We start from the raw sequence: 18888 nt of genomic DNA, 5'->3' as shown, positions 1-18888 counted from the left end.
CAAAGCCGGGACGCTCAATATCGAGCGGGTTGTCGCACGACCACCCCTTCGGAGCTTTTGGCCGCGAACTTGGCCTGCCAGCATCGGCGCCGTGTTTCATACATTCCCCCGCTTCCCCAAGGGCCTCAGCGGCCTTGGCCTGCTCGCCAGCCGGCTTGCGGCGTCTGCGGTCGCACCGGCATGCTGCCTGCTGTTGCCGACCTCGGCGTCCTGGCGCGTTCTGGCCTTGCTGAGCGCGGCCGCATTGATCATTGGCCTTTTGGGCAGGATCGCAGCCCTCGTCCTGGCCATCGCCTTCACCATGCTTCTCCCCCGCGCTGAGGGGGCCGCGCGGGCGTTTCTGGCGGTCAACGCCCTGCACGCAATAGCGATCATGCTGGCCGGTTCAGGCGGCTACTCCCTCGACGCCCATCTCTTCGGCCAGCGGGTTATTCGCGTCCGCCCTTGCGGCCGCACTTTAGTGTAGCCCCGCCATAGCCGTCCCGGGTCTTACCTGCAGCGCGGGAAGATCAGATCCTGGCAGCGCTATCGACACAACGAGCTTCCCATGCCTTCCGACCCGGCCGCGCTTGACGATAGGACCAGACCCAGGCTCACAGGGATATTCCCTGCCGCAGGCAGGTCCGCCATAACCCGCGCCCGTTGGGGATTGGCGCCCCATCTCTTGCAGCGCGCCCCGGGGGCGTCCCGGCTAGTCCGCCAGCTTCGCGCGAAGATGCTGCACTTGCTTGTTCAAGCCATCGAGGTCCTCGGCGGTCATTCCCGACCGAGAGGCCAGGGTCTGTCCCAGGCAGTCGCATTCCTTGAGCAGGGCTCGCCCCGCGTCGGTCAGGCGGACCTGGACCTGGCGCTCGTCGGCGGCGCTTCGCTGGCGCACGACAAGACCCGCCTGCTCAAGGCGCTTGATCGGGGGCGTCACGGTGCTGGACTCCAGGAAGAGCCGCTGGGCGATCGCGCCGACGGTGGCGCCGTCGGCCTCGCCCAGAACGTTCAGGACCAGATACTGCGGATAGGTGATGCCCATCGCATCGAGCATGGGCTTGTAGGTGCGGTTGATCGCCATGCTCGTGGCGTAGAGCGAAAAGCAAACCTGGTCGTCGAGCGGGATAGGCACGGTTGTTCCTCTCTGGGCTACCCAACGCTCCTTACCACGAAAAATGATATCGCGATAAAGAAATCGCTGGACAGCGCGCCACAGCACCTTTAGGCATATCGATATCGCGATAATAGATATCGCAAAAACTTTCTCAAGGGGATCCAGATGAGCCAGTCCAACCGTACCTCCGTCCAAGCTTCACGCCGTGGCCTTATGACCGCCGGGGCCGGCCTCATGGCGGCGGCGCTGCCGATCGCCGCCGCAGCCCAGTCGCCCGCCGCCGCAACGCCAGCGAAGGCCGCCAAGTCGACCACGGGCAGCGGCTACGTCACCGTCCAGGACGGCACGCAGATCTTCTACAAGGACTGGGGTCCCAAGACCGCCCAGCCAATCGTCTTCCACCACGGCTGGCCGCTGAGCAGCGACGACTGGGACGCCCAGATGCTGTTCTTCCTGGCGCAAGGCTATCGAGTGATCGCCCACGACCGCCGCGGCCATGGCCGCTCGAGCCAGACCGACACCGGCAACGAGATGGACACCTACGCCGCCGACGTCGTCGCGCTGACCGACCACCTGGACCTGAAGAACGCCATCCATGTCGGCCACTCGACCGGCGGCGGCGAGGCGATCCACTACGCGGCCCGCGCCAAGCCGGGCCGGGTGGCCAAGGTCGTGCTGGTCGGCGCGGTGCCGCCGATCATGCTGAAGACCCCCGCCAACCCAGGCGGCCTGCCCCGCGAGGTCTTCGACGGCTTCCGCACCGCGCTGGCCGCTAACCGCGCCCAGTTCTTCCAGGACGTTCCGGCCGGGCCCTTCTATGGCTTCAACCGTCCGGGTGCGAAGGTCAGCCAGGGCCTGATCGACAACTGGTGGCGCCAGGGCATGATGGGCGGGGCCAAGGCCCACTACGACTGCATCGCCGCCTTTTCCGAGACCGACTTCACGCCGGACCTGCAGAAGGTCGACGTGCCGGTGCTGATCATGCACGGCGAGGACGACCAGATCGTCCCGATCGCCGACAGCGCCCACCTGGCCATCAAGCTGGTCCGGAAGGGTACGCTGAAGACCTATCCGGGCCTGCCGCACGGCATGGCGTCGACCCATCCCGACGTCATCAACAAGGACCTGCTGGCCTTCTTCCGCGCCTAGCCCGGTCAACGCCTCTCGTCGCCTCGCTCGACGCCCAAGCCACCAACCCATGGCGGCCACGCCCGCCGACACCCTTTCGAGGAGATCCTCATGTTCAAGTCCGTCCTGCTCTCCGGCGCCCTGGCGCTCGGCATCGCCACCTCCGCCTCGGCCCAGCCGGCCGCCCCGGCCGTCAAGAACGTTGTCCTGGTCCACGGCGCCTTCGCCGACGGGTCGGGCTGGCGCGGCGTCTACGACCAGCTGACCGCCCGCGGCTACAAGGTCAGCATCGTGCAAAACCCGCTGACCTCGCTTGAGGCCGACGTCGACGCCACCAATCGCGTCATCGCCCGCCAGGATGGGCCGGTGATCCTGGTCGGACACTCCTATGGCGGCGCGGTGATCAGCCAGGCCGGCGACAATCCCAAGGTCGCGGGCCTAGTCTATGTCGCCGCCTTCGCCCCCGACATCGGCCAGTCGGTGCTCGACCAGTACGCCGACATCCCTCCGCCGCCCAACTTCCAGCCGCAGGAAACCGCCGATGGCTTCGCTTTCCTGAAGGCCGAGACGTTCCGCGCGGGCTTTGCGGCCGACCTGTCGGAAAAGGACGCGGCCTTCCTGCAGGCCTCGCAGAACCCGGTCGCGATGGCCGCGCTAAAGGCCAAGCTCACCGTCGCGGCCTGGAAGACCAAGCCCAGTTGGGCCGTCGTCGCCACCGAGGACGGCGCCATCGCCCCGGCGCTGCTGCGCAAGACCGCCCAGCGCATCGGCGCCCAGGCGACCGAGGTGAAGGGAAGCCACGTCGTCTTCGCCTCCCAGCCCAAGGCCGTGGCCAGCGTCATCGAAGCCGCCGCCCAAGGCGTCAGCCAGGGCGCCAAGCGCCCTTAAGTGCATCAACGAAAACCCGGCCCCGACGGGGCCGGGATCTGGAAGGAGACCACCATGTCCAACTTCTTCGGCGCCATCGTCGCCGCGACGCTGCTCGCCTCGCCGGCCCTGGCCGCCCAGCCTGTCACCCGCACCGACCTGCAGCGCCACGACCTGTCGATCCCGGGCCGCGAGACGATCCAGGCCCGCATCGACATCGCGCCGGGCGCCGAGGCCCCCTGGCATCGCCACCCCGGCGAGGAAGTCATTTACGTCCTCGAAGGCGTGCTGGAGTACCAGCTGGAGGGCAAGAGCCCTGTCACCTTGAAGGCCGGCGACGTGCTGTTCGTCCCGGCCGGCGTCGCGCACAAGGCGCGCAATCCTGGGGCCGCCAACGGCGCCGAGCTCGCCACCTACATCGTCGAGAAGGGCAAGACGCTCGTCGAGCACGCCCACGTCGTCGATCAGGCCAAGTGACGGTCAGGCCTCAATCGGGCCCGGAGCCCCGCCAACGAACCGCGATGTGACCCGGTCCCAGGTCATGATGCTGGCCAGGCCCCTTCGACCCGGAAATGACCATGTGGCTTTCAGTTCTAATCGCCTTCCTCGGAATGACCGGTCCCGCCAGCCTGGATCGAGAGACCGCGATCATCGAGGCTTGCCGGACGTGGAGCCGTTCTTCCGATAACCAATCACAGCCCGTGCGCCAGATCGCGTCCGACGGCCTGTGCTTCTCGGGCCCAATCAACGATGAGACATCGGCGGCCTTCGTCAGCGCGCTGTCGAAGTTCGAGCCTTCGGCCCCTGTCGTGGTCGTGGTCAATTCGGGCGGCGGCGAGATCAACGCCGGCATGGCCATGGGCGAGGCGCTGATACCCCTCCAGACCACGGTGGTGGCCCAGACGGTCTGCGCATCCTCGTGCGCCAACTACCTGTTCACGGCCGGCGACCGTCGCGTGATCGACGATGACGCCCTGCTGCTGTTCCACGGCGGGGCGCATCGGCTCGACGAGGCCCAGCTGCGCAAGGCAATCGCGGCGCAGGTCGCGGCCGAGCAGGTCGAGGCGCAGGTCGCCGGCGTTCGCGCCGGCGTCCAAAAACAGATCGATCGGCAGGACGCGTTCCTGAGACGGGCCGGTGTCGACGTGAACTTCTTTCGTTGGATGGCGGGCTTCAATGATCTCTCGGAGGACGGACGCCTGGCGCTGTGCCCGACGCCCGATCCGGTCATGATCCTCTATTCGGACCGCCTCCTGGCCACGCACGGCGTCACTGTCGACGCCAGTCGGGGACCAAGGTCGCAGGCCGCCCTGGACGCCGCCGTAAGGGCCCTGGGCCGCAGCGATGCGGTCTGCTTCATGCGGTAGCGTAAGGCAGATTGTATCGGAGAGGCCAAGAGGCCGGCGCCGGACGAAGCCCTCTCGCCGGGTCACCGTGCTGTTGCACTGCGGGGCGCCCGACGGTAAGGGAGTCCTGTCGAAAAAGGTGGACCGGACGTGGTGAGCCCCGGTCAGCTATCCAAGCGGTAGCGATATTCCAGCCCTGAGGGCCGCGGACCACGACAGAAGCGGACTTGCGCCGTTTTCTCGTCGAAGGCCCTGGAATGATCGACACTATCCCGGCCGATCGGTCCTGTGCGTCGCGAAAAAGCGGCCAGTCCTTTTCGTCGCCTTCGGCGACGTCGAGCGAAAGGATCGCACGCCGTGCAGAACAATACCCCGAACAATACCCAAGTCCTGATCGTCGGAGGGAGCCTCGTTGGCCTCTCCGCGGCGCTATTCCTCTCTTCCCGGGGCGTCAGTACAATCCTGGTCGAAAAGCACAGGGGCAGTTCGCCACATCCTCGCGCCGTCGGTTTCACGGAACTGACGCTCGAGCATTACCGCGCCGTCGGGATTGCCGATCTCATCCCCCAGGCCCGCCCCGACATTCGCCTGCGGCGCGCCAAGGTCGAAAGCCTGACCGGCCGCTGGGGCGAGGAGACGCCCTGGACGCCCGGACAGGACGAACCCGACAAGGGACAAGTCTCTCCCTGCACCGGGGCCGCGATCGCCCAAGATAGGCTTGAGCCCATTCTGAGAGAGCAGGCCTTGCATCGCGGGGCCGACCTCAGGCTTGGCGTGGAGATGCTGTCGTTCGCCGAGACCAAGGACGGCGTCACCGCACAGGTGCGCTCCCGCGACACGTTCGAGATCTATGAGATCCGCGCAGACTACCTCATCGCGGCGGATGGCGCCGACAGCCCGATCCGCGAGCACCTGGGGATAGGGCGCGACGGCGTCGGATTCTTGCGAACGATCCGTAGCGTCCTCTTCCGCTGCGAGGCCGCCGAGCCCTACCTCGAGCGGGGCATCCAGCAGTTCGAGATTGAACAGCCCGGCTTCCAGGCGTTCCTGACGCATTATCCCGATGGCCGTTGGGTGCTGATGTTCAGCGACGATGAGGAGCGGTCCGAGGACCAGCTGAGGTCCGCGATCCGGCGCGCCCTGGGCCAGGATCTGCCCGTGGAGCTGATCACGACAGGGCGCTGGGAGATGGCTGGCCGGATCGCGCGCAGTTACAGCCGGGGGCGGGTCTTCCTGGCCGGCGACGCCGCCCACCAGCTCCCCCCGACCCGGGGCGGATTCGGCGCAAACACCGGGATCGACGACGCCTACAATCTAGCCTGGAAACTTGACCTTGTGCTTCGTGGCGTGGCTTCGCCCGCCTTGCTGGACACCTACAGCGCCGAGCGCCAGCCCATCGGCTGGCTGCGACATCAGCAAACCTTCGCAAGGCCAGACTATCGTCGCTGGGCCGGCGACCAGCTGGCGGGCGAACCCCTCTTCGGCGCCGAGGCGATGGAGCTTGGTCAAAGGGTCAGCTCAACGGCCGTCATCTCCAATGACGAGGACCTTCCACCCGCCGCGCATCCTGATATCTGGGCTGGGCAGCCTGGCGCCCGGGCGCCTCACGTGTGGATCAGCTTCGACGGCCGGACCCTCTCCACGCTCGATCTCTTTTCCCAAGATTTCGTCCTGATGAGCCCGGACGTCCGATGGATCAATGCTGGCCTCGCCGTGGCGCGCGACCTGGATGTCCCATTGCGTAGCATCGCCGTTGGCCAGCAAGTGTGCTTCCCAGAGGATCGCAGCTTCGAGGCGACCTTTACGGTCTCCTCGCAGGGCGCCTGCCTGATCCGCCCCGATGGCGTCGTTGCGTGGCGCGCATTCGGTTCGGATGCTGATCCGACGCTTAGCCTCTGCCGATCGATGTCGCAGATTCTGGGCCGCAAGTAAGGCGTAACCCGATCTGCCGATGAGGCTTCGCGCCGGCGAGCGCGGATAGTGCGACGTCGTTCAGTGAGCGGCGTTGCACGCCATATGGCGTGGATGCCAAAGCATCGCTTCGGTGACCACCGAGATCTGGACGGTGGATCAAAGGTACGGATCGGGAGCCGCTACGACGTGCGCGATCTGGCGTCGATCGAACTAGGCCGCGATGAGGTTTTAATCCACATCATTAGCGCCAAGCCTCAGCCAACGCGCTGGCCGACCTTTCTAGCCATGCGTCCCGACGGAGCGGTCTGGTCAAACGGGACTGGAGCCGGGTTCACACGGCTGGGCTGCCTTGAGGCGGGTTTCGTGAATGGACAGGATTATCGTCGCCTCAAGGCACGCGATGTCGGATTGAGGGGGGCGCGATTGTGAGATGGTTGAGCGGCGGAGGGGGGCGTTCGAGCGTATGGCAAGATTGAAGCGTCCGGCCCCTTGGGGCCTTACGCGTTTGTCTACACACTGGATTTTCCCGGCCCAGCGTCAGCAGAGCCCGCCCTCTGAAAGCGGGAAGTCTTTCTCTTGCATCGCCTTAGGTCTGCCCCGCTTAATGCTAACCGCCGCTCTTATCCGATGAGGCGAAGCCGACTTTCCACGCCTGCGTCCCTGTCGGCCAGGGGGCTGGTAAGCTGGCACTAGAATGCTGGCCCGCCTAGCCGCGAGAGCATCGCGACGCCGGCGCCTAGACTAGGCCCAAGCCCTTCAGCCACGCAGAAACCTGCCCGTAGGCGTCGGTCTGCCACTGATCTCGAGTGCGCTCGCCGAGGATTTTGGCCTCGACGGCGAAGCGCGCCACCGTCTCGGGTCCGTGAAAATGGCGGTCGGCGAATTTTTCGGCGATGATCTTGAAGGCGCTCACCGCTTCGGGGTCGTCCAGCAGCGGCCTGCAGTCCTCGACCAACGCCGCGACGCCGCCCTCGTAGTTTCGCACGCAGTAGTAGACGTCGTAGGCGTCCTTGTCCTTGGAGCGCCCAGCCAGGGCAAATCCCTTCATGGCGAGGAGCGCCGGGATCGAGGCGACCTTGAGTTCGATCCTGTTCTTACCGCCCTTGGGCATGACACCCTCCAGCAGGAAGCTCTCACTGAACTTCAGCGCCAGCGCCGCGCCATCGGCTTTCTGGACGGCGAAGTTCTCGATCAGGGGCGGCACGTTCTTTTCGATGACAGCGTCGCGCGGCATCAAGAAGTCGACGATGATCGAGATCGGCGGCCCGCCGTCCGCAGCGTCGATGACGCGGACCATCTGGAACTTCTTCAGGTCCTCGCCCTGCGCATAGCCATGCTTCTTCAGTTCCTCGATCAGGCCCGCATATTCACCGTCGCCAAGGGCGATGGGGTCCAGGCTAAGATCGACATCGAGCGAGCCGATATGGCGCATCTGCGGATTGTCCAGCAGCAGCCATGGCACCGCGCCGCCGATGACGACGAACTTGTTGCGATAGCTGCCAAGGATCTGCCCGATCTCTAGAAGAACGGCTTTGACGGCCTGGATCGATCGGTCGTCATAGGCGTGCGCGGGCGGATGGATTTCGGTCATGCCCTTGGCCATGAGAGTCCCTTTCGACGCAGGAACTCGGCCGCTTCACGACCACGCTCACCGGAATTGTAGAGATCCAGATAGGTCTGGACGGGCGAGGTGACCAAGAGGTCGGACGTCGGTTCGACGGCGTCCAGCAGCACGCTTTCGTCCTCAAGCACCTTGACCAGGAGATTGGCGCCCTTGGCGGCCGGCTCAAGCGCCAACGCCGCCTCCAACTCCGGCAGAACCTCCGGCCAGGCGTAGAGGAAGGTCGTCTCGTTTCGGCCGTAGGGGGCAAGCCAGTTGGCGGCCGAATAGGACCCCAGCATCAGCACCGGTTCGACGCGATCGTTCGCCATCAGCCCCTTCAGTCGCGCCGTCAGCGCCTCGCCATGGTGGATGGTGTAGTACTTGCGCGTCTGCCCAGGTGGGGCTTCGTAGTCGTCGCGCCAGGCGTCCAACAGGCTGTCGGGATCGGTCAGGATCAGTCCCTCGGACGTGGATTGGGCCCACTCGCGGGCCAGCAGGCCTTCCTTGACGTTGTGCACCTGGCCGAGGCTGACGGTGGCGCCGTCGGCGATTTCCTGCAGTCGGACCGGGGTGACCGGGTCGCGCAGCAGCCAGCGCAGAACGCGGGCCGACTTGGGCTTGAACAGCGACTTCAGATCGCGGCGCTCGCTGGCGGGCTTGTCGGCGACCGTGCGTTCGAGAAACAGGTTGTCCAGATGCAGGCGGGTGTTTCCAAACAGGTCGAAATAGTTGACGCCAGCCTCCACGCAGAGCGCACGCGATTGTTCGGAGATGTAGGGGGCCAGAAAAATCGGCGCGGCAGGCATGGAATGATACTTCCAGTGCTTGAGCTGCTGGATAGCATCTCGGGTCGCTCGCGGGTGCCCGTTGCTCTTGACCTCGCAGACCAGGAGATAGGGGCGATCGCCCACGGTCAGGTTCAAGACTGCGTCGGCGCCGACGTCGGGATCGTCTTGCTCGAAATGGACGCCCTCCAGGCGGGCGATCGGAATGAGTTCGATGAGGGCTTCTAGCGCTTCAACCGCCTCCCGCTCAAATTTCAATGGATCGTGCACTTTCAGCATCCGTTGAAAATGCGCCATACACTGAAAAATGTCAACCGCAGTTTCACTGGATTGCGCATTTTCAACGTACGTTGAAATAGTCGGATTGAGTGAAATGGGTGGCCACAGGGCGCGGAACTCATGATGGAAAGTCGACCGGCTATCGCGAGCCGCTTCGATCAACGCCACCGTCTCATCGCGATCGTCCGGATGCAACCGGTCGAGCCAGGCCTGGTAGCTGTCGTCGCGCGATGGATCGCGGCGCGTAGTCAGCCCACACCGATGGTCGTAAAGCTGATTGCCGTGGCTGTCGCGACTTATCCTTCCATCAGTCGTAGACGATCAGCGGGAGAAAACGCCCATGCTTTCGCGCAGCACGCTCGCCTTTGCGCGGAGGGCGCGACGATCGCCTTCCCCCATCCTCTCAAGAGCGCGCAGCGGCATCATCATGCGCCCTTGTCCTCGCAATCGGCCGAGATTGCGGTCGAGAAAATCCCAATAGAGCGCGTTGAACGGACAGGCGTTGTCGCCAAGCCGATCTTTGACATCGTAGCGACAGCCGCGGCAGTAATTACTCATCCGGTCGATGTAGGCCCCGCTGGCCGCGTAGGGCTTGGAGCCAACGATGCCACCATCGGCGAAGGTCGCCATGCCGCGCGTATTGGGCATCTCCACCCACTCGTAGGCGTCGGCGAACACGACCATGTACCAGTCGTCGACAGCATCCGGATCCACCCCAAGGAGCATGGCCAGGTTTCCGGTGATCATCAGCCGCTGGATGTGATGGGCGTAGGCGTGGTCACGCGCCGCTCGCACGGTGTCGGCCACACAGGCCATGTCGGTCTCGCCCGACCAGTAGAACCACGGCAGCGCGCCTTGCGCGTCCAGAGCGTTGCGCCGCCCATACTCCGGCATCTTCAGCCAGTAGACGCCGCGCACGAACTCGCGCCAGCCTATGATCTGGCGAATGAAGCCTTCGACGGCGTTGAGCGGCGCGCGTCCCTGGCGATAGGCCGCTTCGGCGCGCCGACAGATGTCCAGGGGGTCCAGGAGGCCGATATTGAGAGCAGGTGAGATCAGGCTATGCCACAGAAAAGGGCGCTCCCAAGCCATGGCGTCCTGCCAGTCGCCGAAGGATGGCAGGAGATCGTCCAGGAAGTGCTGGAAGACGGCTTCCGCCTCCTGTGAATTGGTCGGCCAGCCGAACGGCTCGATCGCCCCGAAATGATCGTCGAAGCCGTGGGCGACCCGGTCGATCATGCGCCTGGTCGTGGGGTTGGGCGTTACGCGCAGGCGCTCAGGCGGCGCGAGCCCCGCGGGTAACTTGCGGCGGTTATCGGCGTCGAGGTTCCAGCGGCCGCCGGCCGGTTCGCCGCCGTCCATCAGGAGGCCCGTCTTCCGCCGCATCTCGCGATAAAAATACTCCATCCGCAGCTCACGGCGGCCTTCGGCCCAGCCCGCGAATTCGGATCTCGAGCAAAGGAAGCGGCTGTCCTCCCGGGTCTCGACGGGCACGGGCAGATCGAGGTTTAGCAGCGCTTGCTCCAGACCCCACTTGCCGCAGGCCGTACGGACCACACGCCTGAAGCCGCCTTCGTCAAGGACGCGACACAGTTCGCCCGCGATCGAACCGCGGTTGCCGGGATCGTCGAGGCCCACGTAGCGGACGTCCAAACCCTCCCGCCGCAAGCGCTCGGCAAACTGCCGCATGGCCGACCAGACCAGGACGAGCTTTTGCTTGTGGTGTTTCCAGGCGGTGGCCTCGGCCCGACTCTCGATCATCAGGACCACGTCCCGGCCCGGTTCGGCGTCCTCGAGCGCCGAGAGCCCGCTGGAAAGTTGATCGCCAAGAACCAGGCGCAAGGTTTTCACGGCTCGCCCTCCTCCAGGCCGCGTTCATCGCTTCTGTGCAACGGGCTCGCCCGACGGCGCGACCGCGTTTGCGGGAAATTCCAGCGCGCCCGCGTAGCCGAGACGACGGACCCTCGCCTCGAGCGCGCCGAGCGTTTCCTTGGACGGCGACGCGCGGGTGTAGAGGAAGACCTTGCTGAGCTTGGGATTTGCCGCGATGAACCATTCCCCCTCGGGATCTCGGTCCATGACGACGTAGCGCCAGGTGACGAACGGCGCGTAGGCGACCTTCAGCCGCCGGTTGACGCCTGGGTCCTCTATTCGTCCACGGCCAGAAATGGCGCGCCGCTTGCCGTCGACACCGCCCTGTCGGCAGTCGTCGACCACCTCGACATGAGTCGGATCCTTGAGGACATAGCGCGTGGTCCCCGCCACGCAGCCGTCGGTAAGGCGCATCGGCGTGCGGCCGACCTCCAGCCAGACGCCGGAATAGTGCTCGGCTGGATCGATCGGCCGGTCGTCTTGGGCCCGGGCGCCAGAGGCGATGGCCAGCGCTGAAAGGCCGATGAGCATGTGCTTGCGCATGATGTCTGTCCTCCGCCCTAAGATACGAGGCATTGAGGCGGCGGGATGTGGGATCGGATGCGAGAGGATGCGGGCGCAAGCGCCCGGCCACGCGTCCGGCCCGGCGATTGGCGCGTAGCTAGGTCGACTTCGCATAAAGGAGGTTTCGATGCTCTCGGTCGCCCTCGCCCTACTCCTGGCCGCCACGCCCTCGCCCCCGTCGGCGCTCCAACCCACGTCCCTCGCGGGAGATTGGGTCGTCGACCTCTCGGCGAGCGACAGCGCGCCCTACTTCAAGGGCATGAGCCTAGACTTGGAGGATGACGGACGGGTGACGGGCAGCTTCTACGACAGCGCGATCGAGGCGGGCCGGTGGCGGACGGCGCGGGGCCGCATTTGCGTAAGCTTTCGAACCAGCGACGGCAAAGGGCCCTATCATACGACCGCCTGCCTGAGGGGCGGCGCAGTGGAAGGGCAGACCTGGGCCGAGCACCGCAATTTCGTGTTCCTATGGAGCGCCAAACCCGCGACGCCAGCTGATCGGGCCGCCCCGTGGTGGTGAGCCTGCCTGGCCGGACCCGGTGAAGACGTCTCGCCGACCCAAATCGACCACGCCAGACAAGGTGTGCCTGGTGTGTGGCCGGCCATTCTCATGGCGAAGGAAGTGGGCCCGCGACTGGGCGTTGGTGAAGACCTGTTCAGATCGCTGCAAGCTCGATCTGCGGCGCGGGGAACGCGCCGACGCCTGAACGGTCGGCGCGCGGGCCAAGCTTCGCGTCAGCGGAAGAAGAACCGCGCCGTATCACCGACGCCGCGCCGCTGCGCGCCAGTAGCCGCCGTTGGGCCGGCTCCAGGAACACGACCTTCGCGGGGCAGATTCATCGAGTGATCACCGGCCACGAAACGCTCGGCTATCGCGCTTGAGGCGTTTCAGCCGCAACTGGCAGGCGCTTCTTGGAACGGCTCAAGAGGGCGGCTCCAAGCCACGCTGAAACAAGCGAGCCGACAAGAACCCCCACCTTCACCTCGTCTTGAAGCGCGGCATCCTTGAATGCCAGGAGTCCGATGAAGAGGCTCATTGTGAAACCAATCCCGCACAGCAGGCTGACACCGTAGAGTTGGAGCCAGGAGGCCGCGACTGGCAAGCACGCGATCCGCAAGCGGATCGCTAGCCATGCCGCCAAGAAGACGCCGGCCTGCTTGCCCAGGAACAGACCCAAGGCCACGCCCAGCGTGACAGGCTGGAAAAGCACCGCAGCCGTCATGCCGGCGAAGGAGACGCCGGCATTGGCGAAGCCGAAGATCGGGACGACCAGGAACGCCACCCAGGGCGCCAGCCCGTGTTCCAGGCGATGGAGCGGCGAGGTCACATCGTCCGGCGCGGCCTTTGAGGCGTGCAAGGGAATGGTCATGGCCAGGACCACGCCGGCGATCGTGGCGTGGACGCCCGACAGCAGGACGAGCCACCAAAGGGCCAGGCCGAGCACCAGATAGGGCGCGAGCCTCGTTACCTTTAGCCGATTAAGGCCTACCAGCAACAGGCTTGCGATCACTGCCCCCGCAAGCGCCGCGACATTGAGCTCGGCGGTGTAGAACACGGCGATGATCAGCACCGCCGCGAGGTCGTCAACAATGGCGAGCGTCGCCAGAAAGACCTTGAGGCTCGTCGGAACTCGCGGACCCAGGAGCGAGAGAACGCCGAGCGCGAAGGCGATGTCCGTGGCGGTCGGGATGGCCCAGCCGCGAAGTGTGTCGCCGCTTGCTGCGTTCAAACCGGCATAGATGAGTGCAGGAACGACGACGCCGCCGGCCGCGGCGATGCACGGCAGCGCCCGGTTTGACCAGGTGGCCAACTGCCCGTCCAGGAACTCGCGCTTGATCTCAAGCCCAACGAACAGGAAGAAGATCGCCATCAGGCCATCGTTGATCCAATGGAGAAGGTCGAGACCGGCGAACGACGTGTGAAGCGCGCTGAAGTAGTTGTCCGCCAACGGTGAATTGGCGACGAAGAGCGCGAGCACGGCGGCGGCCATGAGGAGGAGCCCGCCGGCGGCTCCGCTGTCCAGAAGTTCTCGTAAGACGGACAGCTTGCGGGGGCGCTCAAGCATGGCGCGGGTCTCCGCGCTGGCGGCCCGACCAACGTAAACCCTGATCAACCAAAACAGCTGACCACCCGGCCCTGCCTATCGCATCCGACGCTGGGACGAACAAGTCTCAACCGTGCGTGGCTAATGCCGCTCTCTTGGCGCCGGGTTAGGCGCGACCTTGCAGCCTAGAATGACCAGCCGGGCCGCCCAGGAGGTCGGCCCATCCCCGGATGGTCCGCGCCATGCATCTTGTCGAGCAAGCGGTGGCCGCGGAGGTCTTGGATGCAACCCGGTGTTCCGCTGCGGGCCAGGTAGTCCGGCGCGGCGACCACCAATCGCATCTGGTCCGCCAGCTTGTTGGCGACCAGGGCGATATAGGTCAGTTGGCCGATGCGGATGACCGCGTCCAGCCGGTCCTGCACCGGATCGGCCAGCCGCTCAGTCAGATCCAGCTCGATTTTCAGGCTCGCATGCTCGCCCATCAGCGCCGCGGACGCCTAGGGTCGGTACTCAATAAGCGCTGGCGGTAATCGGGGGTTGCCGATTCAAGGCTTCTGAAAGGGAGCCTTGAGATGGCCAAGCAGGTTCAGTGGCTTAGCGACGAGGAGTGGGCTCGGATCGAGCCGCTGCTGCCGCGCGGACGCAAGGGCGCGCATCGCGTGGACGATCGTCGCGTGGTCTCGGGCATCGTCCACATGCTCACCAGTCGGAGGCCTCACTCGCCGCCCACAGTGATTATGCCGGGCAGGCCGACCACGACCCCCGCGGCGGTTCCGGTTAAGATTTACTCACGCAACTGGCGCGCAACGCTTGTCAAAAGCACGTCCCGGCTTGCCGGCTTCATCAGCGTTTCATCGGCCCCCAGACCCGAGGCCAGATCCAAAAGGGTTCCTGGGTGAAGTCGGCCCGCGCCTGCGCTCACGGCGATGACCTTCACGCTCGGCCAGCGCCGCTTCACCTCCATTATGGTCTCGATGCCCTCGCGGACAGGCATCAGCAGGTCGATTAGGACCAAATCGAAAGCGACACGCTCCAGCTTCTCTATGGCGCGACCGCCGTGCTCGGCTTCTTCGGTGTAGTGTCCCGCCCCATCGAGTGCGCTGGCATAGACCTGACGCAGCAGTTCGTCGTCATCGACTATCAGAATGCGAGCCATAGTCCCTCCTGTGACATCGCACCGTAAACGCCGACTGTAAACACAGGCGCCCTAGACCTGCAGGCGGTCGGCGAGCTCCCCCGGACGGACCTCGCGCTGCTGAGATTCTCGCCCCCGTTACTACGCGTCTGCGCAACGTCCCCGCCGTACGCTCTTCAGGCGTATCGACCGACCACGCCCAAAGCCGCCTCCGTCAAGGGCGCGACGCAGTTCGCCCGCGATCGAGCCGGTGTTGCAGGGATCATCAAGCCCCACATAGCGGACGTCCACAAGGCTCTCCAGGCGCGCTCCTCGCGTTCCGCCCGCCTGAACGTGGTTCTTCGCCGAGAACCAGCAAAAACGGCAGACCCCGCACCGCCGACAGCCGCCGTGGACGCCAGGTCATGCGCGCGACGGTGCGTGGTTGGGCCGTGGTCGCCGACACGACCTCGCCGCACGGCTTTATCGCGATGGGCCAAACGCACGTCATGCCAGCCCTTAAGGCTGGGCTTGGATGCGCCACTGGGCGTTGGCGTTCTTCGGGTTGCCCGTGCGCGTCAGGTAAGGCTCGTCGCCCGACAGCCAGATGTACTGGTTCCAGTAGGTGTTGCGGATCGACGTGCCCTGGCCGGCGCTCTGCAGGTCGTAGGTGGCCGGCTGGGTCCCGTTGCCGGGCGCGAACAGCTTCACCGCGCCGGTCACAGCCCGGTAGTCGAGGAACAGCATCGGGTCCAGGGCGGATCGGAACATCGTGCTGGTGTTGGGCCCGATCCGGGCGAAGTCCAGCGGCGTTCCGTCGCGATTGTAGATCAGCGAGTCGGGGACCACCCCGTCCGGGGCGATCATGTACTTGCCGTTGGCCACGCTCTGGATCCGCACCACCGTGCTGGTGCTGGCCGGTTGGGTCGGGATCTGCCAGCCGGCGGGCGTGGGGCTCATGGGCGCGATCGGCCCGTTGCGCCAGCGCCAGTTGTACCAGATCCGGGTCTGCGGATCGAACTGGTCCTCATAGCCGGGGTTGGGCAGGGCGTTGTAGAGGCACTGGCGCTGGGTGTCCTGCAGCTGGCGGACCGCCGCGGCCTGGTCGGTGGTTCCGAAGTCCAGTTTGCTCATGCACTGGGCCTGGGTCATGCCCTTGCCGGTCTGTCCGGCGGCCAGCACGTAGGTGTCGCCACGGTTGGCGGCGTTGGCGTACCAGCCGCGCATCTCGGTCTCGTCGTAGCTCAGCCAGTTCTTGACCAGGGTGTTGGCCTCGGCCCGGGCGGCGGCGGCGCGCTGGGCCGGCGGCAGGCCCATGGTGCGGATGAAGGCGGCCCAAAGGTCCTTGCTGGCTTCGGTCGCGACCAGGGCCGTCGGCTTCATGTTGCTGGCCTTGTAGGCGTCCCAGCTGGGGTTTAGCCGGCCGTCGACCGTGGCCTTCCAGATCACGTCGCCGCTGGAATAGTCGACGGCCACGGCCCAGTTCGAGTGGCTGTGCTGCTCGGAGCCCAGCGCGCACAGGTAGCTCTTCACCTCGCGCACCTTGATGTAGTTGTCGCTGGCGGTCCGCACCGTGTGCTCGGAGCTGAACGAATCCTGGAACAGGTGCACCGCCCGGCCGAACAGGAAGTAGTTGCGGTCGACCGTCACCAGCGACGAGGTCACCCCGCCGTCATAGACCGCGATGTTCGACTTGGGCGCAGTGGCGGCGGCGACGAAGTAATCGACGAAGCGCTGTTGCGAGGTTTTGGCCGCGCGCACGCCGCCGTCCGGGCCGTTGTCGTCGTAGCGGCGCATGAAGTGATCGTACTGCACCTCGGCCGGCTCCTGGGCCACGGCGTCCCAGCACTTCTTCGATTCGGCGACGCTGTAGCCGGCCAGATCGACCCAGCGTTCGCCGATGATGGCGTCGTAGACGGCCTTGTAGCGCGAGGCGTAGCGGGTGTCGTTCCATCGCTGGCTGCGGATGCGCTGGGCCTCGGCCTGGCCAGGACCGTTCAGGACGGTGTTCCAGGCCCTGCCGCCGCCCACGGTCCAGCCGCGCCGCGGGTCGTTGGGGTCGGGCAGGTCGGGGGCGCTGGCCGGCGAATAGCCCAGCAGCTCGATGGCCGACATGCGGGTCAGCCATTCGTGCCCCATCGGCACGGCGTTGACGGGCCCCAGGCTGACGCTCTGGGTGAAGGCCCCGCCCGGCACGGCCGAACCCACGCCGAGGGTGAAGGCTACGGCGGCGCCCAGCTTGCCGAGGATCGATGCGCGCATGATGTGTCCCCATTCGCGATCGCCCACACGACCGCTTGCCTGAGCCGAAAGACACAACACCACGCACCCTTGAGATGTATTTATTTTCACACCCCCATTGCGAGCATTTCTAGGGCGGCACGAAGCCGCTCTTTGAGCTGAGGAGCGCTGCGCTCGCGCGACACGGCGCGGACTTGCGGCGGATCACGATCACAGCCGTCCTTGGCCGGAAAGTGAGAGCAGGTGATCGATTGCGTGGAGATCGACCATGCCTGTCAGTGACCCGTCGCCGTCGCCGGGGTCCGGATTCGAGCTTAGGGGCCTTTGCAAGACCTATCCCACCGGCGCTGGCGACGTACACGCGCTGCGGGACGTGGATCTGAAGATCGGACGGGGCGAGACCCTGGTGTTGCTGGGGCCTTCGGGTCTCGGGAAAACGGACCGCGGCAGGGGTGATCTACCCGCAGGAAGGCCAAGCGTGCGGCCAGACAGCGTCCCGCGTGCAGGCCCGAACAAACCGCCTGGCCTGAGCATCGCCCTCTACAGCTTGCGCCACAGGCTAGCTGCAGCGACAAGCGCCCTATGCTTGCTTCGCTCGCCGCCGCCGTCATCTCCTGCACCGCGCCCCCCGTTCATGACGGCGATACGCTGCGGTGCGGGCCCGAGCGCGTTCGGCTCTTCGGGGTCGATGCGCCAGAAGTTCGGCGCGGGAAAACGCCAGCCGAACCGCTCGCCTACGCGGCTCGCGACGAACTCGTTCGCCTCACCCGCGGGCGGGTCGGCTGCCGTTTTGTCGATCGGGATCGGTATGGCCGCTTCGTGGGCCGCTGCTGGTCGGAGGTGACCCCCGACGTGAACGCCGCGCTTATCCGCTCGGGCTTGGCGACCGAGTACCGGCGCTACAGCAAGGGCGCGTACGCCAAGGAAGAAGCCCAGGCCCGCGAAGCCAGGCGAGGCCATTGGGCGCCCGCTCGATAGAACGACATGAATCGCGACGGACGCCCCGGATCTTTCGGTTCCAGGCCATGATCGACCTGCTGCTCGCGCGCGCCTGAGCACCCAAGGCGCCCGGCATGGGTCAGATCGGCGTCAACCGGTAGCCAGCCTCCGCCGTCCAGCCTTCGACCCGCACCAGACTTTCCAGTCGTCGGCCGCCCGGCGTGCGTCGCAGAAAGACGATCAGGCCGATGGCCTGGCCGATCGCGCGGCGGGGGACGGTCTGGCTCACCTCTCCGATCAGGTCCTCCAGTCGGTCGAGCGCCTCAGGGGCGCTGTTGGCATGGAGGGTCGCCAAGCCGCCCGGGTGGCCGGTGTTCCAGGCCTTGAGGAGGTCCAGCGCGCTGCCGTCGCGAACCTCGCCGATGACGATCCGGTCGGGCCGCAGACGAAGCGCGGCGCGCACCAGCTCCGCCATGCTGATCGGAGGGTCGGCGCGGCGGGTCAGCAGCGCCAGCTGATCGGGCGCCGCGCACTGCAGTTCGGCGGTGTCCTCGATGAGGATGACGCGATCCTGGGCGAAGGCCGGAAGGGCCAGGATTGCGTTGGCCAGGGTCGTCTTGCCCGTGCCCGTCCCGCCGACGATCAGGATATTCTCCCGCGCCTGGGCGGCCGCTTCCAGGACCATGGCCTGGGCGCTGCTCATCACCGCCTGGTCGACATAGTCCGCCAGGGTGAAGATGGTCTGCGGGCGTTTGCGGATCACGAAGCCGGGGCCCGCCGACACCGGCGCATAGACGCCCTGGAAGCGCTCGCCGCCCGGCAGGGTGGCGCTGGGCAGGGGGTTGTCGTGATTGACCACATCGCCGGCATGGTCAGCCACCAGGCGCAGCACCCGTTCGGCGTCAGCTCGAGCGATTATCTGACCGCTATGGACCCGTCCCGCACCGGCCCGTTCGATCCAGATCGCCCCGTCGGCGTTGACGATCACCTCGACCACGTCGGGGGCGGCCAGGGCCTCGGCGATGACCGGTCCCAAGGCGTGCGCCAGGGCCTGGGCCTTGCGCGCCTGGGTTTCGGGGGCGTGGACGGTCATGG

The 18888-nt window shown here is 66.0% G+C and carries 19 protein-coding genes and 1 pseudogene; 10 read left to right on the top strand and 10 right to left on the bottom strand.

The genetic code is table 11. The features are described 5' to 3' along the window. Positions 1 to 91 precede the first annotated feature (91 nt). The gene (locus tag V6S85_RS11720; RefSeq protein WP_116490004.1) at positions 92 to 466 is read left to right on the top strand and encodes a hypothetical protein; all 375 of its coding nucleotides are present in this window, start codon (positions 92 to 94) and stop codon (positions 464 to 466) included. A gap of 225 nt (positions 467 to 691) precedes the next feature. Here V6S85_RS11720 and V6S85_RS11715 read toward each other — a convergent pair whose 3' ends face one another. Next, positions 692 to 1114 carry a MarR family winged helix-turn-helix transcriptional regulator gene (locus V6S85_RS11715; protein ID WP_116569742.1) on the bottom strand — a complete coding sequence of 141 codons (423 nt, stop codon included), beginning with the start codon at positions 1112 to 1114 and terminating at the stop codon, positions 692 to 694. A 147-nt stretch (positions 1115 to 1261) separates the two neighbouring features. Here V6S85_RS11715 and V6S85_RS11710 point away from each other — a divergent pair, with 147 nt between their 5' ends. From V6S85_RS11710 to V6S85_RS11690, 5 genes are all read left to right on the top strand, one after another. Then, positions 1262 to 2245, top strand: coding sequence for an alpha/beta fold hydrolase (locus V6S85_RS11710; RefSeq protein WP_116569741.1), 984 nt, complete (start codon positions 1262 to 1264; stop codon positions 2243 to 2245). Positions 2246 to 2335: 90 nt separating this feature from the next. Beyond that, positions 2336 to 3112 carry an alpha/beta fold hydrolase gene (locus V6S85_RS11705; RefSeq protein ID WP_116569740.1) on the top strand — a complete coding sequence of 259 codons (777 nt, stop codon included), beginning with the start codon at positions 2336 to 2338 and terminating at the stop codon, positions 3110 to 3112. 54 nt (positions 3113 to 3166) lie between these two features. After that, on the top strand, positions 3167 to 3568 hold the full coding sequence (locus V6S85_RS11700) for a cupin domain-containing protein (protein ID WP_116490000.1): 402 nt from the start codon (positions 3167 to 3169) through the stop codon (positions 3566 to 3568). 224 nt (positions 3569 to 3792) lie between these two features. Then, complete coding sequence (locus V6S85_RS11695; RefSeq protein WP_165829056.1) at positions 3793 to 4458, top strand: ATP-dependent Clp protease proteolytic subunit; 666 nt, start codon at positions 3793 to 3795, stop codon at positions 4456 to 4458. Positions 4459 to 4794: 336 nt separating this feature from the next. Next, a complete protein-coding gene (locus V6S85_RS11690) occupies positions 4795 to 6369 on the top strand; it encodes an FAD-dependent monooxygenase (RefSeq protein ID WP_334349003.1) in 1575 nt (524 codons plus the stop codon). A 718-nt stretch (positions 6370 to 7087) separates the two neighbouring features. Here V6S85_RS11690 and V6S85_RS11685 read toward each other — a convergent pair. From V6S85_RS11685 to V6S85_RS11670, 4 genes are all read right to left on the bottom strand, one after another. Continuing rightward, positions 7088 to 7954, bottom strand: coding sequence for a nucleotidyl transferase AbiEii/AbiGii toxin family protein (locus V6S85_RS11685; protein ID WP_243410666.1), 867 nt, complete (start codon positions 7952 to 7954; stop codon positions 7088 to 7090). Further along, positions 7939 to 9213 (bottom strand): type IV toxin-antitoxin system AbiEi family antitoxin, encoded by a 1275-nt coding sequence (locus V6S85_RS11680; RefSeq protein ID WP_133244825.1) that lies wholly within the window; start codon positions 9211 to 9213, stop codon positions 7939 to 7941. Before V6S85_RS11680 ends, V6S85_RS11685 begins: the two co-directional genes overlap by 16 nt. A gap of 126 nt (positions 9214 to 9339) precedes the next feature. After that, positions 9340 to 10869 carry a cryptochrome/photolyase family protein gene (locus V6S85_RS11675; protein ID WP_116569737.1) on the bottom strand — a complete coding sequence of 510 codons (1530 nt, stop codon included), beginning with the start codon at positions 10867 to 10869 and terminating at the stop codon, positions 9340 to 9342. A 24-nt stretch (positions 10870 to 10893) separates the two neighbouring features. Then, a complete protein-coding gene (locus tag V6S85_RS11670) occupies positions 10894 to 11433 on the bottom strand; it encodes a lipocalin family protein (protein WP_116489995.1) in 540 nt (179 codons plus the stop codon). A gap of 148 nt (positions 11434 to 11581) precedes the next feature. On the opposite strand from V6S85_RS11670, the gene V6S85_RS11665 reads away from it, so the two are divergent. Together V6S85_RS11665 and V6S85_RS11660 are read left to right on the top strand one after the other, a co-directional pair. Then, positions 11582 to 11974 carry a hypothetical protein gene (locus tag V6S85_RS11665; protein WP_116569736.1) on the top strand — a complete coding sequence of 131 codons (393 nt, stop codon included), beginning with the start codon at positions 11582 to 11584 and terminating at the stop codon, positions 11972 to 11974. Between the two features lie 19 nt (positions 11975 to 11993). After that, positions 11994 to 12161 carry a DUF2256 domain-containing protein gene (locus V6S85_RS11660; RefSeq protein WP_116489993.1) on the top strand — a complete coding sequence of 56 codons (168 nt, stop codon included), beginning with the start codon at positions 11994 to 11996 and terminating at the stop codon, positions 12159 to 12161. 162 nt (positions 12162 to 12323) lie between these two features. Here the strand turns inward: V6S85_RS11660 and nhaA are convergent, their stop codons facing one another. Together nhaA and V6S85_RS11650 are read right to left on the bottom strand one after the other, a co-directional pair. Beyond that, positions 12324 to 13520, bottom strand: coding sequence for a Na+/H+ antiporter NhaA (gene nhaA, locus V6S85_RS11655; protein ID WP_116569735.1), 1197 nt, complete (start codon positions 13518 to 13520; stop codon positions 12324 to 12326). 164 nt (positions 13521 to 13684) lie between these two features. Continuing rightward, on the bottom strand, positions 13685 to 13981 hold the full coding sequence (locus tag V6S85_RS11650; protein WP_207780803.1) for a LysR substrate-binding domain-containing protein: 297 nt from the start codon (positions 13979 to 13981) through the stop codon (positions 13685 to 13687). A 90-nt stretch (positions 13982 to 14071) separates the two neighbouring features. Between V6S85_RS11650 and V6S85_RS11645 the strand changes: the two are divergent. Next, positions 14072 to 14206: pseudogene (locus V6S85_RS11645) on the top strand (transposase); the annotation flags it as partial. A 77-nt stretch (positions 14207 to 14283) separates the two neighbouring features. Here the strand turns inward: V6S85_RS11645 and V6S85_RS11640 are convergent. Then, positions 14284 to 14655 (bottom strand): response regulator, encoded by a 372-nt coding sequence (locus tag V6S85_RS11640; protein WP_116569734.1) that lies wholly within the window; start codon positions 14653 to 14655, stop codon positions 14284 to 14286. 477 nt (positions 14656 to 15132) lie between these two features. Beyond that, positions 15133 to 16875 carry a hypothetical protein gene (locus tag V6S85_RS11635; RefSeq protein ID WP_207780801.1) on the bottom strand — a complete coding sequence of 581 codons (1743 nt, stop codon included), beginning with the start codon at positions 16873 to 16875 and terminating at the stop codon, positions 15133 to 15135. Between the two features lie 561 nt (positions 16876 to 17436). Here V6S85_RS11635 and V6S85_RS11630 point away from each other — a divergent pair. Further along, positions 17437 to 17832, top strand: a complete 396-nt coding sequence (locus V6S85_RS11630) for a thermonuclease family protein (protein WP_116569733.1) — start codon at positions 17437 to 17439, stop codon at positions 17830 to 17832. A 100-nt stretch (positions 17833 to 17932) separates the two neighbouring features. Here the strand turns inward: V6S85_RS11630 and trbB are convergent, their stop codons facing one another. Further along, positions 17933 to 18886 (bottom strand): P-type conjugative transfer ATPase TrbB, encoded by a 954-nt coding sequence (gene trbB / locus V6S85_RS11625; RefSeq protein ID WP_116569732.1) that lies wholly within the window; start codon positions 18884 to 18886, stop codon positions 17933 to 17935. Between the last annotated feature and the right edge of the window lie 2 nt (positions 18887 to 18888).

Origin of the sequence: Caulobacter sp. CCNWLW153 (assembly GCF_036889365.1) — a bacterium.
In the GTDB taxonomy this organism is placed as follows: Bacteria; Pseudomonadota; Alphaproteobacteria; order Caulobacterales; family Caulobacteraceae; genus Caulobacter; species Caulobacter radicis.
The sequence above is the reverse complement of the archived record's forward strand: the minus strand, read 5'-3'. Positions and strand labels throughout refer to the sequence as shown.